This is a genomic window from Qipengyuania mesophila (assembly GCF_019711655.1).
Taxonomy (GTDB): Bacteria; Pseudomonadota; Alphaproteobacteria; order Sphingomonadales; family Sphingomonadaceae; genus Qipengyuania; species Qipengyuania mesophila.
The window spans coordinates 346,188-366,278 of the sequence record NZ_JAIGNU010000002.1 but is presented as its reverse complement, the minus strand read 5'-3'; the positions used below and the strand labels follow the sequence as shown (position 1 = coordinate 366,278).

At 66.5% G+C, this 20,091-nt stretch carries 22 protein-coding genes; 12 read left to right on the top strand and 10 right to left on the bottom strand.

Annotated features, from left to right (window positions below; translation table 11 throughout):
• Nucleotides 1-132: 132 nt before the first annotated feature.
• A complete protein-coding gene (locus tag K3181_RS11495) occupies nucleotides 133-1,002 on the top strand; it encodes a crotonase/enoyl-CoA hydratase family protein (RefSeq protein ID WP_221603244.1) in 870 nt (289 codons plus the stop codon).
• Between the two features lie 68 nt (nucleotides 1,003-1,070).
• Nucleotides 1,071-1,541, top strand: a complete 471-nt coding sequence (locus tag K3181_RS11490) for a MarR family winged helix-turn-helix transcriptional regulator (RefSeq protein WP_221603243.1) — start codon at nucleotides 1,071-1,073, stop codon at nucleotides 1,539-1,541.
• Nucleotides 1,542-1,585: 44 nt separating this feature from the next.
• Here K3181_RS11490 and K3181_RS11485 read toward each other — a convergent pair whose 3' ends face one another.
• The 7 genes from K3181_RS11485 to K3181_RS11455 all read right to left on the bottom strand — a co-directional run bounded on the left by K3181_RS11485 (nucleotide 1,586) and on the right by K3181_RS11455 (nucleotide 9,044).
• A complete protein-coding gene (locus K3181_RS11485) occupies nucleotides 1,586-2,584 on the bottom strand; it encodes a type II secretion system F family protein (protein WP_221603242.1) in 999 nt (332 codons plus the stop codon).
• A gap of 19 nt (nucleotides 2,585-2,603) precedes the next feature.
• Nucleotides 2,604-3,575: a type II secretion system F family protein gene (locus K3181_RS11480; protein ID WP_221603241.1), complete on the bottom strand. Its 972-nt coding sequence runs from the start codon at nucleotides 3,573-3,575 to the stop codon at nucleotides 2,604-2,606.
• A gap of 54 nt (nucleotides 3,576-3,629) precedes the next feature.
• The gene (locus K3181_RS11475; RefSeq protein WP_221603240.1) at nucleotides 3,630-4,919 is read right to left on the bottom strand and encodes a pilus assembly protein CpaE; all 1,290 of its coding nucleotides are present in this window, start codon (nucleotides 4,917-4,919) and stop codon (nucleotides 3,630-3,632) included.
• A 6-nt stretch (nucleotides 4,920-4,925) separates the two neighbouring features.
• Nucleotides 4,926-5,579, bottom strand: coding sequence for a CpaD family pilus assembly protein (locus tag K3181_RS11470; RefSeq protein ID WP_221603239.1), 654 nt, complete (start codon nucleotides 5,577-5,579; stop codon nucleotides 4,926-4,928).
• A gap of 12 nt (nucleotides 5,580-5,591) precedes the next feature.
• Nucleotides 5,592-7,175: a type II and III secretion system protein family protein gene (locus K3181_RS11465; protein ID WP_221603238.1), complete on the bottom strand. Its 1,584-nt coding sequence runs from the start codon at nucleotides 7,173-7,175 to the stop codon at nucleotides 5,592-5,594.
• A 41-nt stretch (nucleotides 7,176-7,216) separates the two neighbouring features.
• On the bottom strand, nucleotides 7,217-8,236 hold the full coding sequence (gene cpaB, locus K3181_RS11460) for a Flp pilus assembly protein CpaB (protein ID WP_221603237.1): 1,020 nt from the start codon (nucleotides 8,234-8,236) through the stop codon (nucleotides 7,217-7,219).
• 91 nt (nucleotides 8,237-8,327) lie between these two features.
• Nucleotides 8,328-9,044 carry an A24 family peptidase gene (locus K3181_RS11455; RefSeq protein ID WP_221603236.1) on the bottom strand — a complete coding sequence of 239 codons (717 nt, stop codon included), beginning with the start codon at nucleotides 9,042-9,044 and terminating at the stop codon, nucleotides 8,328-8,330.
• A gap of 85 nt (nucleotides 9,045-9,129) precedes the next feature.
• On the opposite strand from K3181_RS11455, the gene K3181_RS11450 reads away from it, so the two are divergent.
• A complete protein-coding gene (locus K3181_RS11450; RefSeq protein WP_221603235.1) occupies nucleotides 9,130-10,095 on the top strand; it encodes an alpha/beta fold hydrolase in 966 nt (321 codons plus the stop codon).
• Nucleotides 10,092-11,189 carry an NAD(P)/FAD-dependent oxidoreductase gene (locus tag K3181_RS11445; RefSeq protein ID WP_221603234.1) on the top strand — a complete coding sequence of 366 codons (1,098 nt, stop codon included), beginning with the start codon at nucleotides 10,092-10,094 and terminating at the stop codon, nucleotides 11,187-11,189. The genes K3181_RS11450 and K3181_RS11445 overlap by 4 nt, the downstream gene beginning before the upstream one ends.
• 18 nt (nucleotides 11,190-11,207) lie before the next feature.
• Here K3181_RS11445 and rnhA read toward each other — a convergent pair whose 3' ends face one another.
• The 3 genes from rnhA to ispH are packed head-to-tail and all read right to left on the bottom strand — an operon-like array spanning nucleotide 11,208 to nucleotide 13,592.
• Nucleotides 11,208-11,654: a ribonuclease HI gene (gene rnhA, locus K3181_RS11440; protein WP_221603233.1), complete on the bottom strand. Its 447-nt coding sequence runs from the start codon at nucleotides 11,652-11,654 to the stop codon at nucleotides 11,208-11,210.
• Nucleotides 11,651-12,607: a homoserine kinase gene (locus tag K3181_RS11435; RefSeq protein ID WP_221603232.1), complete on the bottom strand. Its 957-nt coding sequence runs from the start codon at nucleotides 12,605-12,607 to the stop codon at nucleotides 11,651-11,653. The genes rnhA and K3181_RS11435 overlap by 4 nt, the downstream gene beginning before the upstream one ends.
• A 1-nt stretch (nucleotide 12,608) precedes the next feature.
• Complete coding sequence (gene ispH / locus K3181_RS11430) at nucleotides 12,609-13,592, bottom strand: 4-hydroxy-3-methylbut-2-enyl diphosphate reductase (RefSeq protein ID WP_221603231.1); 984 nt, start codon at nucleotides 13,590-13,592, stop codon at nucleotides 12,609-12,611.
• Nucleotides 13,593-13,689: 97 nt separating this feature from the next.
• On the opposite strand from ispH, the gene K3181_RS11425 reads away from it, so the two are divergent.
• The 8 genes from K3181_RS11425 (at nucleotide 13,690) to tatB (ending at nucleotide 20,091) form a co-directional block, all read left to right on the top strand.
• Complete coding sequence (locus K3181_RS11425) at nucleotides 13,690-14,343, top strand: hypothetical protein (RefSeq protein WP_221603230.1); 654 nt, start codon at nucleotides 13,690-13,692, stop codon at nucleotides 14,341-14,343.
• 46 nt (nucleotides 14,344-14,389) lie between these two features.
• The gene (argS, locus tag K3181_RS11420; RefSeq protein WP_221603229.1) at nucleotides 14,390-16,129 is read left to right on the top strand and encodes an arginine--tRNA ligase; all 1,740 of its coding nucleotides are present in this window, start codon (nucleotides 14,390-14,392) and stop codon (nucleotides 16,127-16,129) included.
• Between the two features lie 2 nt (nucleotides 16,130-16,131).
• The gene (locus tag K3181_RS11415) at nucleotides 16,132-16,827 is read left to right on the top strand and encodes an SPOR domain-containing protein (protein ID WP_221603228.1); all 696 of its coding nucleotides are present in this window, start codon (nucleotides 16,132-16,134) and stop codon (nucleotides 16,825-16,827) included.
• Nucleotides 16,828-16,908: 81 nt separating this feature from the next.
• A complete protein-coding gene (gene nagZ / locus K3181_RS11410; protein WP_221603227.1) occupies nucleotides 16,909-17,931 on the top strand; it encodes a beta-N-acetylhexosaminidase in 1,023 nt (340 codons plus the stop codon).
• Nucleotides 17,928-18,737 (top strand): segregation and condensation protein A, encoded by an 810-nt coding sequence (locus K3181_RS11405; protein ID WP_221603226.1) that lies wholly within the window; start codon nucleotides 17,928-17,930, stop codon nucleotides 18,735-18,737. The genes nagZ and K3181_RS11405 overlap by 4 nt, the downstream gene beginning before the upstream one ends.
• Nucleotides 18,737-19,345 (top strand): SMC-Scp complex subunit ScpB, encoded by a 609-nt coding sequence (gene scpB, locus K3181_RS11400; protein ID WP_221603225.1) that lies wholly within the window; start codon nucleotides 18,737-18,739, stop codon nucleotides 19,343-19,345. The genes K3181_RS11405 and scpB overlap by 1 nt, the downstream gene beginning before the upstream one ends.
• Before the next feature lie 59 nt (nucleotides 19,346-19,404).
• The gene (tatA, locus tag K3181_RS11395; protein WP_221603224.1) at nucleotides 19,405-19,632 is read left to right on the top strand and encodes a twin-arginine translocase TatA/TatE family subunit; all 228 of its coding nucleotides are present in this window, start codon (nucleotides 19,405-19,407) and stop codon (nucleotides 19,630-19,632) included.
• 24 nt (nucleotides 19,633-19,656) lie between these two features.
• Nucleotides 19,657-20,091 carry a Sec-independent protein translocase protein TatB gene (tatB, locus tag K3181_RS11390; RefSeq protein WP_221603223.1) on the top strand — a complete coding sequence of 145 codons (435 nt, stop codon included), beginning with the start codon at nucleotides 19,657-19,659 and terminating at the stop codon, nucleotides 20,089-20,091.

The window sequence follows — 20,091 nt, the reverse complement described above, 5'->3', positions numbered from 1 at the left end:
TCGGCGGCATGACCAATTCGGCGCTTCTTTCCCTTTGCTTCGGCAGGCGGAAAGGGGCGCCGAACTTTTTTGCCAATTGAGGGTGTAACACGCGGTCCAAGTCACGGGACTGATCGAGGAGAAAACCAACACATGTCCTACACGCAGATCAAGCTCGACATCGCCGACGGCGTGGCCACGATCACGCTCCATCGTCCCGAGAAGATGAACGCCTTCACCCGGGTGATGATGGACGAGGTGATCGACGCGATCGACACCACCGATGCCGACGACAGCGTGCGTGCGGTGATCGTCACCGGGCATGGAGACCGAGCTTTCTGCGCGGGGGCGGACCTGACTCCCGAAGGCGGGGGCCATGTCTTCTCCGACCCGAACCCGGTCGACGATCTTTCCGACGAGCGCGTGCGCGACGGGGGCGGGCGGCTGACCTTGCGACTGTTCAATTCGAAGAAGCCGCTGATCGGCGCCTGCAACGGCGTGGCGGTGGGCGTGGGCGCGACGATGCAGCTCCCCTTCGACATCCGCCTGTGCAGCGACAACGCCCGCTTCGGCTTCGTCTTCGCGCGGCGCGGGATCACGCCCGAGGCCGCCTCGAGCTGGTTCCTTCCGCGGCTGGTCGGCATGCAGACCGCGCTCGAATGGTGCATGACCGGGCGGATTTTCGATGCAGCCGAGGCGAAAGAGCGCGGCCTGGTGCGCTCGGTCCATCCTCAGGGCGAACTGATGGATGCGGCGCTGGGCATCGCGCGCGAGATCGCGGACAACACCTCGGCCGTGTCGGTGGCCATGACGCGCGCGATGCTGTGGCGGCTTGGCGCTGGCGGGCATCCGATGGATGCGCACCGGATCGACAGCCGCGCGATCTATCGCCTCAGCCGCAGCGCCGATGCGAAGGAAGGGATCGCCAGCTTCCTGGAGAAGCGCCCACCTGCCTATCCCGACACAGTCAGCGCGGACATGCCCGATTTCTACCCCTGGTGGGACGAGCCCGCCTATCGATAGTTGCGCTTGTGACGGTTACAGCGGTAACGGCCTTGCCAAGCCGCGTTCGGGTATCCAAGGTTGGCGTCATGTCCCGACGTCAGCCAGCAAAGCTCCTCGCAGAATTCCTGCCTTACCAATTGTCGATCGCCTCGAACGCGGTCTCGACCCGCATCGCCGAGCAGTACCGCAAGCGCTTCGCGCTCAAGACCACCGAATGGCGGGTCATGGCGGTGCTTGGCGATCATGGCGCGCTGACCCAGCGCGAACTGACGCAGGAAACGCTGATGGACAAGGTGCCGGTCAACCGGGCCTGCCGGCGCCTGGAGGATCGCGGGCTGGCGCAGCGCTCGCCCAATGCCAGCGACGGCCGCTCGCACCTGCTCGAACTGACTGCCGAAGGGCGCGCAGTGCATGCCGGGATCATGCCGCTCGCGCTCAAGATCGAAAGCGAGCTGTTTTCGGTGCTGAGCGAGGAAGAGCGCGCCAGCCTGCTCGACATGCTCGGCCGCGTGCGCGACCAGGCGGGTGATTTCGACGCGGAAAGCCTGGCCGACTAGGCGTCGACCGGGCTTCCTTTGCGAAGCTGCGCAGGAGAAGCGGGTTAGCCGATACCGCCGCTGAAGGCGTCGGCGATCGAACAGGCCGCCGGGCCGAGAATGACGATGAACAGCACCGGCAGGATGAACATGATCAGCGGCACGGTCATGATCGCCGGCAGGCGCGCGGCCTTTTCCTCGGCGCGCATCATGCGCTCGTTGCGGAACTCGGCCGAGAGCACGCGCAGCGCACTGGCCAGCGGCGTACCGTAGCGCTCGGTCTGGATCATGGTGGTGACCACGCCCTTCACCGCATCGAGATCGACGCGATAGGCAAGGTTGTCGAAGGCCTTCTTGCGCTCGTTGAGGAACGATAGCTCGATCGCCGTCAGCGCGAATTCGTCGCCCAGTTCGGGGTAGGCGCGGCCCAGTTCCTTGGCCACGCGGTTGAAGGCGGCATCGACCGTCAGGCCGGCCTCGGCGCAGATGACGAGGAGGTCGAGCGCGTCGGGCAGGCCCTTGCGGATCGCGTCCGAGCGCTTCTTGGCGATATTGCCGATGTAGAGTTCGGGACCCTTGTACCCGACGAAAACGGCGAGCGCGAGCGCGGCGACGCGCTTCATCTGCCAGTCCGGATAGACCTGGACGATGTACAGCATGACGAAGGCGAAGCCGCCGAGCAGGATCGGCAACACCGCACGCAGGCCGATGATGACGATCGCCAATTCCTTGTTGCGGATACCCGCATGCGCCAGCTTCTGCTGGACGATTTCGACCTGGCTCTGCTGCAGCACCTTGAGGTTGCCGAGCGTGTCCTTGATCTTCTCGGTGGTGTCGGTTTTGCGGACCAGGCTCTGCCGCTTCTTCGCGTTCGAAGTGACGAGGCCCATCTTGAGCTCTTCGCGCCGGCCCTCGAGCGCTTTCACGCGCTTGCTCATCGGGTCCTTGATGGTCAGCGCGGTGTAGATCGCGAATACCATCGCCATGGCGGCGATCCCGGCGAGGATCGAGCCGACCAGGAAGACGTCGAAGCCGAGAAGGGTGGGGCCGGTTGCAGGGTCCATTGCGCTATTCTTTTCCCACTCAGATTTCGAAGCTGACCATCTTGGCCATGATGAAGCCGCCGATGCTCATCCACACGAGGCCGCCGAGGCCGGTCACGATCAGGCGATCGTCCTCGAAGAAGCCGCCGATATATTCGGGATTGATCCACCAGATCATCGTGAAGACGATGAAGGGGAGCGCGCCGACGATGTAGGCCGACGCCTTGGATTCGGAGCTCATCGCCCGGATCTTGAGCTTCATCTGCGCGCGCTTGCGCAGCACGTCTGCGAGGTTTGACAGCGTCTCGGCAAGGTTGCCGCCGGTTTCGCGCTGGATCGCGAGCGTGATGCAGAAGAAGTTGAATTCCGGGATGTTCAGCCGGTCGGCGGTTTCCTGGAGCGATTCCTCCATGGTCCGGCCGATCTTGATCCGTTCGACGATGCCTTTGAACTCCACGCCCACCGGGCCCGGAACTTCCTGTGCCACGACCGCCAGCGTCTCGGTCACCGGCAGGCCCGAGCGGAGGCCGCGCACGAGCAGTTCGATCGCGTCGGGAAACTTGGCGTTGAAGGCGGCGGTGCGCTTCTTGATCGCCCGTCCGACAATGAAGTGCGGCAGGCCCGCGCCGACGAACACGCCGATGGCGAACGACAGGGCGAGCGAACCGCTGCGCAGGTACATCAACAGGGCGATGGTGACACCGAGCCCCAGCGAAGCATAGGCATACTGGCTGAGCGTCCAGCCCTTGCCGGTCTGGTCGAGGCGGTTGACCAGGGCTTCGATGCGCGAGGACGAGCCCGCGACACGGTGCATCTTGGGCCTGCGCGCCGCGATGGCCTTCTTGAGCTGCGATTCTACCTTGGCGTCAGTGCTTTCCGAGTGCCGGTAACGCACCTGCTGCAGGCGGCGTTGGCTCGCCTTGGACGCATTGGGGCCGGAGAGCATCGCATAGCCGATCGCCAGCAACGCCAGGACCCCGACGGCAAACAGCACCAGCTGGATGATGTTCATGCGTCAACTCCGTTTCTTCAGAGCCCGGCGACCAGGGAACGGCCGCCGAAGCCGTCACTCGGCGGGCTCTGCCACCTGATCGGTCTTCTTCTTCGCCAGCAGCCCCTTCAGGTCGAGCGAGCCGAGCAGCGATTTCTTCGCACCGGCATCGTTCGAAACCGGGGCGTCCTCTTCCCCGGCGCCCATGATCTGCAAGGCGAGCTGCTTGATCGCCGCTGTGGCCTTCGTGCTGCCATTGGCATCGACGAAGGTCTTGCCGAGCTTGGCGGCATTGGCGGCGGCTTTCTGATCGAAGGGGATCGCGATATCGATCTTGCGCTCGATCGAGGCTTCGAAATCGGCCTTGCTGATTTCTGCGACGCCCGGCTGGACCTTGTTCGCGGTGATCAGGACCTGAGCATGCGGAGCGTTGGTTTTCAGCCACGACAGGATGCGGATCGTGTCGCGCGCCGAGGCGAGCGACATTTCCGTGACCAGCACGACGACGTTCACGTCGTTGAGCAGGTGCGGGAAATTGATCATCATGTTGCGCGGCATGTCGAGCACGGTCATTTCGAACGTGTGCTTGAACTCTTCCTGCAGCTGCATGAAGGCCGCGCCGTCGGTCATCAGCGGCTGGTTGATCGGCGCTTCGGCAGAGAGGATCGCGAGATTGTCGTTCGCGCGGATCATGGCGCGTTCGATGAACAGCCCGTCGATGCGGCTCGGATTGTCGATCGCGTCGGTGAGACCGCGGCCGGGCTCGAGATCGAGTGTCAGCGCGCCGGTGCCGAAATGCACGTCGAGATCGAGCAGCGCGGTGGGCATGCGCTTGTCGACCGAGAACAGCCAGGCGAGCGAGGTGACCAGCGTCGATGCGCCGACCCCGCCCCGCGTGCCGATGACCGCCGACGAGATGTGGCGCTTCACGCCTTCGTCCTCGCCGCTACGCGGTGCCATGAAGACGGCCTGTGCCTGGGTGAGCGAATCGCGCAGCATGTTGGCCGACAGCGGTTTGAGCAGATAATCGTGAATGCCGCTCGCGAGCAGGTCGCGATAGAGGCGCACGTCGTTGACCTGGCCGATCGCGATCACGACGGTGCCGGGTTCGCAGACTTCGGCGAGCGCGTTGATGTCGTTGAGCGGATCGCCGCTTTCGGAGAGGTCGACCATCAGGATGTTCGGGCTGGCCGACACCGACAGCGACTGCACCGCGTTCCGCAGGCCGCCCTTGTTGCACTTCTCGGGCGCCCAGCCGAGTTCGATCACCACCGGGCGCAGCACGTCGAGAGCATTCTCGTCGCAGACATACGCCGCAAAAACGTCGCGATTGCCCGGCATGCTGGATTTGAGTGAAGCGCTCATGGCTGTTTAGCCTCCTTCTTTGGTGCTGACTTCGGCCAGGCCGCCGGCGCCGGTCGGTGCCTGCTCACGATAGGCCTTGATGGCTTTGGTCGAGGTCGTGACCGTGGTTTCGCCAGTGCCCTTCTGGCCGGCGATCAGATCTTCGGGATTGGCGACCATGGCGGCCAGGTTTCCGTTCACGGCACAGCCGTATCCGGGATAGGTCGCATTGGACGTGTTGGCCTCGTTGTTGGCCGCCCAGTCGGGGCAGCCGGGTACGCTGGCGGTCGAACGGGTCACGACGATCCGCGCCTGGCCCGGGTTCACATAGCCGGCGGTCACCGGAGAGCCTTCGCTGACGAGCAGGCCGTGGCGCCCGGCAAGCGCGGCGAGATCTTCCCTCACCGCGGGGTTGGCGGTGGGATCTTCGAGCGAGATGCGGTCGCCGTAGCCGAGGCCCATGGCCTCGAACCAGCCGGAGACGCGCTGCTGTTCGCTGACGGGAAGGCCGTCACCCGAAGTGCTGACGTCGAGCGTGAAATTGGTGCGTTCGACGACCGGCTGGCGGGCGCTTTCCAGCGACCGGTTGTCGGTCGGCATGCCGCCCACGCAGGCGCCGAGCACGAGGCTGAGCGAGACGGTCAGCGTCCCGGCGAGCTTGCGATTGATTGCCTTGGCCATGGTACTCGTCCCCTATTCGAAGCTGAAGCCGGGTTCGGCCGATGCGGTGCGTTCGTTGCGACCCGTGTCGGGCTTGCCCTTCGCCTGCCGATTGCCGTCGTCGGTGGGTTGTCCCTGCGAGAAGCCGGGCGCCGCGGGAGCCGCCTCCACAGCGCTCGGTTTCGGACGGTCGCCACCGGTCACGCCATCGCTCTGCTGATAGCCGAGCAGGCGCTGGAATTCGGTCGGCGTACGGAAGCCGTCGGTCGGCAGCTTGATGTCGTTGCCGTCGACCGGCTTCACCAGATACGGCGTGACGACGATCACCAGCTCCGTCTCGCCCTTGCGGTAGGTCGACGAGCGGAACAGATTGCCGAGGATCGGGATGTCGCCGAGACCGGGCGCCTTGTCGACCGAGTTGGTCGCGTTGTTCGACAGCAGGCCGGCGATCATGAAGCTCTGGCCCGAGCCGAGTTCGACGGTGGTTTCCGCCCGGCGCGTCACCAGTGCCGGGACCTGGAAGCCGTTCAGCGTGATCGCGCCCTGGCTCGACAGTTCCGAAACTTCGGGGCGGACGCGCATCGAGATGCGGCCGTTGGCGAGCACCGTCGGGGTGTAGGCGAGGCTGACACCGTAATTCTTGTATTCGACCGTGGTCGTCCCGAGGCCCTGGCTGAGCGGGATCGGGAACTCGCCGCCGGCGAGGAATTCGGCCGTTTCGCCCGACAGGGCGGTGAGGTTCGGCTGCGACAGCGTGGTCACCAGGCCTTCGGTCTCGGCGAGATCGAGCGCGGCGCCGACATCGAGGCCGAGGAACTTGCCCATCGCCCCGAGCGTGGTGCCGGGCGAGGCGCGGGTGATCGTGGTGCCGACAGCCTCGATCAGCTTGGTCGGATCGGTCGGGTCGGGGATGTAACCCCTGGGCGTGTTGCCGACGCCCAGGGCAGGCAGTGTGCCCCCGGTGATGAAGCCGGTACGACCTTGGCCGACACCGAACTGGAACCCGCTGGTGCTGTCGATGCTGGTCAGATTGACCCCGATGGCGCGGACGACGCTGCGGCTGACTTCGGCGATGCGGACCTGCAGGTTGACCTGCAGCGGCGTCGCCATGCGCAGCCGACTAATGACGTTGGTCTCTTCGCCGACGAAAGCCTCGACCAGGCGCTGGGCCTCCTCGGCGTCTTCGGGTCCGGCGACCGTGCCGGTCAGCAGGACCACATTCGACCCCATGGTCGCCACCGAAATCTTGGCTTCGGGCATGGCGAGGGCGAGCAGCTGGTCGATGCTGCCGATGTTGGAGCCGACGCGGACATTGGCCGACCAGATGATGTCTCCGGCGGCATTGCTGGCGTAGATCGTGGTTTCGCCGCCGGCCTTACCGAGGACGTAGAGCTGGCGCTGCGACTTGACCTGGACGTCGGCGACATTGTCGTCGGCGACGAAGACGTCGGCCATGGTGCCGGGTACGTTGACCAGTTCGCCGCGGCCGATCGAAAGGACGATCTCCGAGTTCGGGCGGACGACCGACTGGGCTGTCGCCACACTGGTCGGTGTGGCCGCCAGCGGCGCGATGGCCATGCTGGCGAGCAGCAGTTTCGTGGTAAGACGACGCTTCATCGAATTGCCCCCTGAATGGCTCTTCATTTTTCCGGTCCGGCTCATTTGCCGCCCACTGGTACTTCTTCGGTTTCCTTGCCGCGGGTGACGCGGACGCTCGGACCCCTGTGAACCGGAGCGGGTGCCCCGGCTGCCGGCGCAACTCCGGGCGCAGGCGCGGCCTGCTGCGCTGCGCTCGACGGTGCTTGCGCCGGTGCGGTGCGGCGCTGGAAGCGCGACACGTCGCCACCCGTCACATAGGTGCTCTTGCCGTCGACCGGGCGCGACATGGCCTGGCGCAGGATCCGTTCTTCCTCTTCGGGCGAGGCATTGTCGGGAATGGTCACGTCGCCTTCGGCGATCGCGCGTTCGAGTTCGCTCTGGTTGTCGGCGAGCGAGCGCAGCGAGAGGCTCAGCGTGCCGATGGTCTGCGCGACCGCCACCTTTTCGGCGATGACCGGCGTGACCTCGAGCGTGACGGTGCGGAATTCCTTGACCACGGTCGTCCCGTCCTCGGCCTTTTCCGAAACGGTCGACTGGTCGGTGGCAAGCACGCGAAGGTTACGAAGGATGGTTTCCGACGCTTTCAGGCTGGGACCTTCGCCTTCGACCTGCTGCGTCAGGACCATGTCGACGCGGTCGCCTGGGAAGACGAAGCCGGCGACGCCCGACTGGACGTTTACGGGAACGGTGATCGCGCGCATGCCCGGGGCCAGCGCGGCGGCGAGGAAGCCACGGTCGCCGGGCGCGACCAGCGAGCCCTGCGTGACCGGTTCGCCCGCGGTGATCGGATTGCGCACCACCGTACCGAGCAGCTTGCTCATGTCGGTTTCGCCGTCGAGGAAATAGGCATCCTGGACCAGTTCTTCGGGCCACGGCTGGAAACCGAGCGCATCGGCGGTGATGATCGTGCCCACCGGCAGCGCGCGCTGTGCGACGAGTACCTTGGGACCCAGCGGTTCGACTTGCGCGGCGTCGGCCTGCGGAGCGCTTGCCCCGGCGAACATGCTCCGCGCGACAAGTGCCGTGCCGATGGCTACGATCAGCGCGACGACCAGCAGAACCAGCTTCTTCCTATCCATGGCTATCTAGCCCCCTAATTCGGCCCGCGTAGCGAAATGGCGGGCATGTATGGTTGCATCCTCTAAGGGCGAATTGGTTAAGATCGCGTTCTCAACCACCGGCGGGAATTGCCGTGCCTGCCAGCAGCTGTCCGCTGGCGAGGATCCAGATGGCGGCCAGCGAAATCGCCGGGCCGTAGGGCACCCACAGATCGGCCTCATGGCGCCGGATGATGCGGATCGATCCCAGAGTCACGGCGAGCAGGAGGACGAATGGTGCCAGCACCAGCGCCAGCATCGCTGCGGAACTGGTCGCACCGAGGCTGGCGATCGCTTCGGGCACCGGCAATGTCGGCCCGCCGAGAACGGCGCTGGCGAAGACCGCCGCGATCGCCGTGCCAATGGCGAGGAGGGCGGTATCGAGAACCGGCCTGGTCTCGGCCGCCTTCGAGCGCGCGACGCGCCAGGCGCCGACCGCCATCGTCAGAACCCAGCCGAGCATCGCCATGGCGACCAGCAGCAGGGTGAATTGCGAGGGTGGGATCCACAGCGCGAGGGCGGTCAGCAGCTTGACGTCGCCGCCGCCCATCTGGCGAACGGCGAAGAGTACGCAGCACACCGTGAAAACGGCCAGCGCCAGACCCACCTGGAGCGCGATTCCCGGCCAGAGCGGCAGGCCGAGCGAGAGCCAATAGAGCGGCGCGCCCGCGGCGATCGTCAGCGTCAGTCTGTTGCTGATCGTCCGGCTCCGCAGGTCGGTCACGATTACCCAGAGCAGCGCGATTGCCAAGCCGCAGAGCAATACGTAGGTGAAAGTCTGGCTGTGCATGGGCGCCCAAGGGTCTCCTTCGGGCGCGGTGCTACAGGAACGTGCTTACCAAAAAGTAACCATAGAGGAGGTCGCGATCACGGGCATGCCAGCGCAACAGGAGACCTTCGACCGTCGCTCGATCCCGCCCGGCGCGACCGAGTCCACTTTTGCCCTGGCAGATGGGCATGCAATCCGGCGGATCGACTGGCCCGGCGCGGATGGCGGCAGGCGCGGTTCGATCCTGTTTCTTCCCGGTCGCGGCGACTTCTACGAGAAATATCTCGAGACGCTCGATCACTGGCATCGCGCCGGCTGGCGGGTCACTGCGGCCGACTGGCGCGGGCAGGCGGGATCGGGGCGGCTCGGGAACGATGCGATCACCGGCCATATCGCCGATTTCTCGGTGTGGACGGCCGATCTGGCGGAGCTGTGGAAGGTCTGGAAGGCACAAACTCCGGGTCCGCACATAATCGCCGCGCACTCGATGGGCGGACATCTGGTGATGCGCGCCCTCGTCGTTCCGCTGGTCGATCCCGACGCCGTGGTGCTGAGCGCGCCGATGATCGGGATGGCCGGTCCGCCGCTGCCGCTGGCAGTGCTTCAAGCGGTCGCGAAGCTGATGACGAAGATCGGTGCGCCGACCCGTCCGGCATGGAAGTGGAGCGAGAAGCCAGGCGAAATGCCGGCCAACAGGGGCGCCCTGCTGACGCACGACGCCGAACGCTATGCCGACGAGCTGTGGTGGCGCGAGAAACGCCCCGAACTGGTCATGGGACCGGGTAGCTGGGGCTGGGTCGAGCGCGCCTATGCCTCGAGCCGCAGGCTGGAGGAAACCGGCGCAATGGAGGCGGTGCAGGTTCCCGTGCTGGTGCTCAGCACTTCGGCGGACAGGCTGGTCAGCCATGAAGCGGCGGTGCGTACCGCGCAGCGCCTGCCCAAGGGCGAGCTGGTTGCCCTCGGCGACGAGGCCCGCCACGAAATCCTTCGCGAGGCCGATCCCGTGCGCAGCCGCGCACTGGCGGAAATCGACGCCTTTCTCGATCGCGTGGCGCCCGCGCAAATGCAGTGAGCCACTACGACTTCGCCATCGTTGGCGCCGGCATCGCCGGCGCGAGCCTTGCCGCCGAGCTGGGCGAGGGCGGCGCGAGCGTCCTGCTGCTCGAAGCTGAAGAGCGGCCCGGCTATCATGCCACCGGCCGTTCGGCAGCCTTCTGGGAGGAATGCTACGGCGGGCCCGAGATCGTCCCCCTGACGCTCGCCTCGGGCCCTCCGCTGCACGAGGGCGGGTTCCTGAACCAGCGCGGCGCGCTCTATATCGGGCGTGCTGGGGACGAGGCGCTCGTCACCGATTTTATGCAGCGCTTCGTCCCCACCGGCGCGACGATCGAACATCTCGGTCGCGGCCAACTGCAGTCGCGGCTCCCGGGTGTGCGCCCCAGCTGGACCGACGCGATCTGGGAACCGGTCTGCGCCGATATCGATGTCGCCGCGCTGCACGGACATTTCCTCGCCCGCGGGCGCGCCGCTGGTGTGCAGCTCGAATGCCGAGCACAGGTAGTGAACCTGAAGCGGGGCGAGGGAAGCTGGGCGATCACCACCGCACGGGGTGAGAACTATCGCGCCGGAACGATCGTCAATGCAGCCGGCGCCTGGGCCGATCCGGTGGCGCGTCTCGCAGGCGCCAGGACCCTGGGGATCACGCCTTATCGTCGCACCGTCGTGCAGGTGCGGGTCGATCCGGCGGTGCCCGACGACCTGCCGCTCGTGCTCGACCTGCGCGGACAATTCTATTTCAAGCCCGAATCGGGCCGATTGTGGCTCAGTCCGCACGACGAGGAGCCGAGCGAGCCCTGCGACGCCGCGCCGGAAGAGCTGGCGGTGGCGCAGGCTATCGAGCGACTCGGCGAGGTAGTCGACTGGCGGGTCGAGGCGGTCGAGCACAGATGGGCGGGCCTGCGCAGCTTCGCGCCCGACCGGCGACCGGTCTATGGCCGCGATCCCGAAGTTGAAGGCTTCGCCTGGTTCGCCGGGCAGGGCGGTTTCGGCATCCAGACCTCGCCCGCGGCGGCGCGGCTCACCCGCCAGCTGCTGCTCGGCGAAGAGCGCGACGTCATGACCGAGGGGCTCGACGCGGAGCTCTATTCGCCCGCGCGCTTCGGCTAGCGAGGCGCGGTCGAAGCGTCAGCCTACAGGATTTGCGACGCGCTCTGCGGCGTCGCTCGCAAGGCGGTCCACGCGATCGTTTTCCTCATGACCCGAATGGCCTTTCACCCAGTGCCATTCGACCTTGTGATGCGCGGTAAGCTCGATCAAATCGTGCCATAGTTCGGCATTGCGCACCGGCTTCCTGCTGGCATTGACCCAGCCGCGCTTCTTCCAGCCGTGGACCCACTTGGTGATACCGTCGATCAGGTACTTGCTGTCGGTATAAAGATCGACTTCGCAAGGCTCGACCAGCGCCCGCAGGCCCATGATCGCGGCGGTCATTTCCATGCGGTTGTTCGTCGTATCGGGCTCGCCGCCCGACAGTTCCTTCTCGTGCGGCCCCATTCGCAGCAGGGCGCCCCATCCGCCGGGGCCGGGATTGCCCTTGCAGGCGCCATCGGTGAACAATTCGACCTTCTTCATGCGAAAGCCCCTTGGCCATTCGCGCGGTAGAATTCCAGCCGCCGCATGAATTCCATCGGATCCTTGCGCCGGACCAGCGCATCGGCCGGCGTCTCGAGCCAGTCCTGCGCGCGGCTGGCGATGAACCGCAGGCAGGCGCCCTCGGCCAGCAGCGGCAGCGCCGCGCGTTCGCGGTCTTCGAGCGGGCGGACACTCTCGTAGCCTTCGACGAGCGCATGGCCGAGGTTCCGGTCGCAGTTCCGGCCGGTCTCGTCGAAGCACCAGGCGGCATGTGTCACCGCCAGGTCGTAGGCCATCGCGCCGTTGCAGGCGAAGTAGAAGTCGATCATGCCGGTGACCCGGTCGCCGAGCATCAGGACATTGTCGGGAAAGAGGTCCGAATGGATCACCGACTGCGGCAGGTCGTTGGGCCAAGCAGCAACGATCTCCGCTCCGGTGTCGAGAATGGCGGGCAATTGCGGATCGATGGCGGCGAGCGCTGCCTCGCCGCAGTCCTGCAGGATCGCCAGCGCATCGGGTGGCGCAAGCCGGTTCTCTCGCTGTGTCGGAAAATCGCCCGCGGCGCCGTGCATGCGCGCTAAGGCAGAGCCCACGGCATGCGCCTGCGCGGCACTGGGATGGCTGGGCGATAGGCCGGGGAGGAACTCGATCAGCGCGACCGCCTTGTCGCCGACCATCCGCCAGGCATCGCCCGCACGGTCGTGGATCGTGCGCGGTACCGGGCAGCCGGCCGCAGAAAGGTGATCGAGCAGGCCGAGGAAGAAGGGAAGGTCGGCGGTCTCGATTCGCCGTTCGTACATCGTCAGGACGAAGCGGCCCTGCGTGGTTTCCACCAGCCAGTTCGAATTCGAGACGCCCTCGGCGATGCCCTTGAAGGAAACCAGCTCGCCGACATCGTACTGCGCGACGAGCTGCGCCAGATCTTCGGCCCCCAGGTGGGTGTAGACCGCCACCCTAGTCGGTCAGCTGGCGGGGCAGCTTGAAGACCATGTTTTCCTCGGCGGTGGTTACCACTTCCTCGTCGACGACGCGCCAGTCCGACAGGCGGTCGACCACCTCGCGGACGAGCTTCTCGGGTGCGGAAGCGCCGGCTGTCAGGCCTACCGTGCCGACCCCTTCGAGCCACGAAGGATCGATCTCGTCGGCCCGCTGGATCAGCCGGGCATCGGTCCCGATCCGCTCGGCCACTTCGACGAGGCGCAGCGAATTGGAGGAATTGGGCGCGCCGATGACCAGAACGAGGTCGCAGCTCGGCGCCATCTGCTTGACCGCCGCCTGCCGGTTGCTGGTGGCATAGCAGATGTCTTCGGCCTTGGGGGCGACGATCTGGGGGAAGCGCGCCTCCAGCGCGGCGATGATGTCGCGCGTATCGTCGACCGAGAGCGTTGTCTGCGAAAGATAGGACAGGTCTGCACCGGCCGGGAAGTCGAGCTTCGCCACATCCTCGACCGTTTCCACCAGCGTGATCCGGCCCGCGGGCACTTGTCCCATGGTGCCGATCACCTCGGGGTGGCCCGCATGGCCGACGAACAGGATGTGCTGGCCCTTTTCGATCTGCCGCGCGGCCTGGCGATGGACCTTGCTCACCAGCGGGCAGGTTGCATCGACATAGAGCATCTTGCGTCGCTCGGCCTCGGCGGGGACGGTCTTGGGCACGCCATGGGCGCTGAACACCACGGGCGCGTCGTCGGGCACTTCGTCCAATTCCTCGACGAAGATCGCGCCCTTGGCTTTGAGGCTGTCGACGACATAGCGGTTGTGCACGATCTCGTGCCGCACATAGACCGGGGCGCCGTATTTCTGCAGCGCACGCTCGACGATCTCGATCGCACGGTCGACGCCGGCGCAAAAGCCGCGTGGAGCCGCGATCAGCAGCTTCAGCGGCAGCCTCGCTTCGCCGGGACTTGGCGCAGGCGTGGATGGAAAGGGGGCATTCATGTGCCGCCCTCTAGCGCTTTCGCGCTGCCCAAGCTAGGGCATCGCGCAGCCCGGCCGGGCGATGAATTCGAATGACCGTAAAAGGGAATTTTGCCGCATGACCATCCGCACCCGCCTTGTTCCCGCGCTTGCTCTCGGCCTGGCGCTGGCCGGTTGCGCCAAAGAGGGCGACCTGATCGTCGACCAGGGCGTCGGCGTCAGCGCGGTGCGGACCGCCTGCCCCGCGGTCGGCATTCCCGACTACACGGGCGATATCACCACCTTCCGCACCCCGGGATCGACCACGCTGGCCGATCTCGACGTGACTGCGGCGATGACCAATCTGCGCTCGAACTGCAACGAGGGCGCGGGTGACCGCGTCTATACCGAGGCGAGTTTCGACGTCGTCGCACGCCGCGCCGACACGCGCGGCACCCGTACCGTGACGCTGCCCTATTTCTCCACCGTCCTGCGCGGCGGTTCGGCGGTCGTGACCAAGCGGGTCGGCAGCGTGACGCTGCAGTTCGCCGACGGCCAGGAACGCGCCATGGCTCGCGGCACTGCGGGCGCCTATGTCAACCGCGCCGAGGCGACGCTGCCCGCGGAGATTCGCGAGCAGATCACCCGCAAGCGCAAGGCGGGCGATCCCGACGCCGCGCTCGACCCGCTGGCCGATCCCGCAGTGCGCGCGGCGGTCCAGCGTGCGACCTTCGAACTGCTGGTCGGCTTCCAGCTGACCGAAGAGCAATTGCGCTACAACGTCACCCGCTGAGCCTCTGACATCTTGCCATTTCGCGCCGATAGTCTAGGCGCGCGCCATGGCTGACATGCAGACACTTCACGCGGCCTTCGCGGCCCGCATCGACGCGGTATTGGACGCTCTCGAGCTGGAGGGCGGGCTGCCTGCCGGATCGGATCGCGGCAATGTGACCGTCGAACCGCCGCGCGATCCCGCGCATGGCGATCTTTCGACCAATGCGGCGATGGTGCTCGCCAAGCAGGCGAAGACCAATCCGCGCGCGCTGGCCGAGACGATCGTCGAGCATTTGCGCCGCGATCCGGCGATCGCCGAGGCGGATATCGCAGGACCCGGCTTCATCAACCTGCGCCTGCAGAGCGATGTATGGCGGCGCGAGCTGCAGGCGATTGCGACGCTCGGCGACGATTATGGTCGCTCGCACATGGGCGACGGGAAGACGGTCAATGTCGAATATGTTTCGGCCAATCCCACCGGCCCCATGCACATGGGGCACTGTCGCGGCGCGGTTGTCGGCGATGCGCTGAGCGGCCTGCTCGAATGGGCGGGTTACCGTGTCACACGCGAATATTACGTCAACGACGCCGGCGGCCAAGTCGACGTCCTCGCCCGCTCGGCGCATCTGCGCTACCGCGAGGCGCTGGGCGACGAGATCGGCGAGATCCCCGAGGGGCTCTATCCGGGCGACTATCTCAAGCCGGTCGGCGAGCGGCTGGCGCAGGAATTCGGTCCCGCCTACAGGGACGCGCCCGAGAGCGAATGGCTCGAACTCTTCCGCCAGCGCTCGGTCGCGGCGATGATGGAGATGATCCGCGAAGACCTCGCGCTGCTCGGTATCCATCACGACCTGTTCTCCTCCGAAGCCGAACTCCAGGCGGCGAAGAAGCCCGAGGCGGCCGAGGCCTGGCTGCGCGAGAAGGGTCTCGTCTACGACGGCGTGCTCGAGGCGCCCAAGGGCAAGGCACCGCCCGAGGACTGGGAGCCGGTCGAGCTGCCGCTGTTCCGTTCGACCGAGTTCGGCGACGACCAGGATCGCCCGATCAAGAAATCGAACGGGGCATGGACCTATTTCGGCGCCGACCTCGCCTATCATTTCCAGAAGGCGGAAAAGGCCGATGCGCTGATCGATATCTGGGGCGCCGACCACGCCGGCACGGTCAAGCGGATCAAGGCCGCCGTCGCTGCGCTGACCAAGGGCGCCGGGCGCGACGTGCCCTTCGACGTCAAGCTGGTCCAGATGGTCAAACTGCTGCGCGACGGCGAGCCGGTGAAGATGTCCAAGCGTTCGGGCACCTTCGTGACGCTTGCGGAAGTCGTGCAGGAAGTGGGCAAGGACGTGGTCCGTTTCACCATGCTCACCCGCAAGCCCGATGCGCAGATGGAATTCGACTTCGCCAAGGTAGTCGAGGCGTCGAAGGACAATCCGGTCTTCTACGTCCAGTATGCGCATGCCCGCATCCGCTCGACGCTGCGCAAGGCCGGGGTCGAACCGAGCGATGTCCATCTCGACCGGCTGGGCGCGGAAGAGCTCGCCCTCGTGCGCGATGCCGCGCAGTTCCCGCGCGTGGTCGAAGCCGCGGCCAAGGCGCGCGAACCGCACCGCATCGCCTTTTTCCTCGGCGATCTCGCCGCCGCCTTCCACAGCTTCTGGAATGCGGGTAACGATGATCCGGCGAAGCGGATCATCCAGGAAGGCGATCCCGATCTCACAGCCGCGCGGCTGTTCCTCGCGGCGCAGGTGGGGCAGGTGATCCGCAACGGCCTCGCCATCCTGGGGGTCGAGGCGGTCGAGGAGATGTAAGCATGACGGCGTCCACGCCATACGACACCGATGAGGATTGGGACGGCGAGGATCAGCTCGACCTTGCCGATGGCGAAAGCCTGCCCTGGCTGGAAGCGGGCGAGGACGAGCACGAGGCGGCCGGGTTCGATACCTCGCGTCTGCTGATGGTCGGCGTGCTCGCGCTGGTGCTGCTCGGTGCGGTCGTGGGCGGGATCTGGTTCGTGGCCAACCAGACATCGGACGAGCCCGAGGCGGACGGCAGCGTGATCGCCGCACCCGAAGAACCCTACAAGACCCGGCCCGACGATCCCGGCGGCAAGACCTTTGCCGGCACCGGCGATACCAGCTTCGCAGTGGGCGAAGGGCAGACCCGCGAAGCCAAGCTGGCCGAGACCGCGCCGCCCAAGGCGGCAGCGAAGCCCGCCGCCAGTGGCCCCTCGATCGCCTCGACGGTGAACGAGCCCCCGCGTACCTCCGCGGCGCCCGGAACCGTGGTGCAGGTCGGGGCCTATCCCCGCCGCGCCGATGCCGAGGCGGCCTGGGCCAATCTGATGCGCCAGACCGAGGCGCTCAACGGCGTCAGCCACCGCGTGGTCGAGGCACAGGTCGATATCGGACGCGTCTACCGGCTGCAGGCGGTCGCGGGCGATCGCGGCGGTGCCAACCGGCTGTGCGCCGCGCTCAAGGCGGACGGGCTGGCCTGTTTCGTCAAGTAGGGCGCTCGGCCGGTCGAAATTTCCACACTTCCCGCAGGTCGCGAGCTTGCGGCATCGGGGCGAAAGACACAGTTTCCGTCCATGACACCCGCCATTTTCGGCATTTCCGGCCCCGATTTGACGGCCGATGAGAGCGCCTTCTTCAAGGAGGCCGATCCGGCGGGCTACATCCTCTTCGCGCGCAATTGCGAGAGCAAGGACCAGCTGCGGCGGCTGACCGATGAACTGCGCGCGATCCACGGGCGCGATCGGCTGATCGTCTCGATCGATCAGGAAGGCGGGCGCGTCGCGCGAATGAAGCCGCCCGTGTGGCAGCGCTACCCCGCCGGGGAAGCCTTCGCGAAACTGTGGGACATCGCCCCCGCCTCGGCCATCGAGGCAGGGCGCGCCAATGCCGAAGCGATGGGCCGCGAACTCGCCGAGATGGGCATCACCGTCGATTACCACGCGCCGTTCGACGTGCGTCGGCCCGAGACCGACGATGTGATCGGCGACCGCGCGCTCGGTAGCGAGCCGATGCAGGTCGCGGCGCTCGGCCGCGCGGTGCTCGACGGCCTGGACCGCGCGGGCGTGGTCGGCTGCCTGAAGCACATGCCCGGCCACGGTCGGGCGACCTGCGATTCGCACAAGGAACTGCCGCATGTCGGCGCGAGCGCGGACGAGCTCGAGGCCGATATTGCGCCCTTCCGCACGCTCGCTTCGCATCCGCTGGGGATGAGCGCGCATATCGTCTTCGACGCGTGGGACCCGGCGCATCCGGCTACGCTGTCGGAGACGGTCATCAGCCAGGTGATCCGCGGCAAGATCGGCTTCGACGGGCTGCTGCTCACCGACGATATCGACATGCAGGCGCTCGACGGGACCATTCCCGAACGTGCCGAGCGTGCGCTCGCGGCCGGCTGCGACATCGTGCTCAACTGCTGGGCGAAGATGGACGACCAGACCGCCATTGCCGAGCGGCTCGGATCGATGAGTGGCGCGACCGCCGAACGGCTCGACCGCGTGCATGCGGCAATGGGCGAGCCTCGGGAAGGACCCGACACCGCCGAGTTGCTGGCCAAGCGCGACGCCTTGCTGGCCATTGCGGAAGATCGCGCGGCATGACCAGCGACGGCCTCCTCTTCGCCGATCCAACCGGCGCAACGCCGGATGAATGGGACGAGGTGGCAAGCGAAGCATCGGTCGACGAGAATGCGCTCTACCTCGAGCTCGACGGCTGGGAAGGGCCGCTCGACCTGCTGCTCGACCTCGCGCGGCGGCAGAAGGTCGACCTCCGTTCGATCTCGATCCTTGCGCTGGTCGACCAGTATCTCGACTACATCGATCGCGCGGGGGCGCTGAAGCTCGAACTGGCCGCCGATTATCTCGTGATGGCGGCGTGGCTGGCCTATCTCAAATCGGCGATGCTCCTGCCCAAGGAAGAGCAGGAGGATCCGAGCCCCGAGGAACTGGCGCTCAAGCTGCAATTACGCCTCCAGCGGCTCGGCGCGATGCGCGATGCGGCGGCGCGGCTGATGGGCGGCGACCGGATCGGGCGCGACGTCTTCCTGCGCGGCAGTCCCGAAGGGCTCGAGATCGCGCGCAAGAACCTGTGGCAATGCGACCAGTTCGCGCTGATCGAGGCCTATGGCCGGGTCAAGGCGCGCACCGCGCCGGCGATCCACATGGTCCGCGAACGTCCCGTGATGACGCTCGAATCGGCGCTCGATCGGGTGTCGAACATGCTCGGCGTCACGCTCGAATGGATGGAATTGCGCGATTTCCTCCCGCCGCATGCCGAACCGCGGCTCAAGCGCTCGGCGCTGGCGTCGAGCTTCGTCGCCGCGCTCGAACTGGCGCGGCTGGGCAAGGCCGAACTGCAGCAGGAAGACACCTTCGGCCCGCTGCACCTGCGCCGGGTGCCCGCCTGATGGACGAACTCGCTCGCGCCGTTGAAGCCGCGCTGTTCGCGGCGGAAGAACCGATGACGGCGGAGGCGCTGGCGGCTTTCCTCGGCGATGCACCGGTCGGCGACGTACGCGAGGCCTTGCGCAGCGTGGCTGGGGATTATGAGAAGCGCGGCATCCACTTGGTCGAGCGTGGCAAGCGCTGGCATTTCGAAACCGCGCCCGACCTCGCCCATCTGCTTCGGCGCGAGAAGGAGCAGGTCCGTCGGCTGAGCCGCGCCGCAACCGAGGTGCTGGCGATCATCGCCTATCACGAGCCCGTCAGCCGCGCGGAAATCGAGTCGATCCGCGGCGTTCAGACCAGCGGCGGGACGCTAGACGTGCTGATGGAAGCGGGCTGGGTGAAGATCGCCGGGCGGCGCGAGGTGCCGGGGCGGCCGACGATCTATGCCACGACGCCCGAGTTCCTCGAGCATTTCGGACTTTCGAGCCGCCGCGACCTTCCCGGTATCGCCGAATTGCGAGCCACTGGCCTGCTCGACCCCATCGACGAAGCCTATGACGAGCTGGTCGGCGCGGACGAAGGCGAGGCCGAGGCGACAGTCGAATCCGACAGCGGCGATCACGCCTGACTGGCGCTTGGCCGCCAGCAGGCCTATATTCGCAATCTAGCTACGAAAAAGGTTTCACAATGTCGCTCGGTCCCTGGCAGCTCATCATCATCGCCATCGTCATCCTCGTGCTCTTCGGGCGCGGGCGAATCTCCGAAATGATGGGCGATTTCGGCAAGGGCATCAAAAGCTTCAAGCAGGGCATGAACGAGGACGATGCGCCCGCGAAGCGGATTTCGCACGACGCCAAACCAGCCGACGAGGGGCTGACCTCCGACCAGGTCAAGCAGAGCACCGACAGCAAGTAACCCGCAGACAGGCGGAGCCCGCCCATGTTCGATATCGGCGCCAGCGAATTGCTGGTCATCGTCGTGGTGGCGATCCTCGTGATCGGCCCCAAGGACATGCCGCGCGCCATGCGCACCGCGGGGCGCTGGATCGGCAAGATGCGGCGCATGTCGAGCCATTTCCGCGCCGGGCTCGACGAGATGGTCCGCCAGGCCGAGATCGAGGAAATGGAAGAGCAGTGGTCCGCGCGGAATAAGGAGATCATGGCCAAGTATCCCGACGGCACGACGCCGGAAGGAGGCTCGCCGGAAAACCTCCTGCCCAGCGAAATGGAACCGCTCGCCGCTGCAGGCGAGGTGCCCGATGCCGCTGCCGCGGCGGAAGCCGCGATCAAGCGCGCCGCGCCGGTGAAGGCCCCCGAGCATGCCGACGAGCCCACGCTCCCGCTCGATCCGCCTCCGCCCAGCAAGGATTCGTGA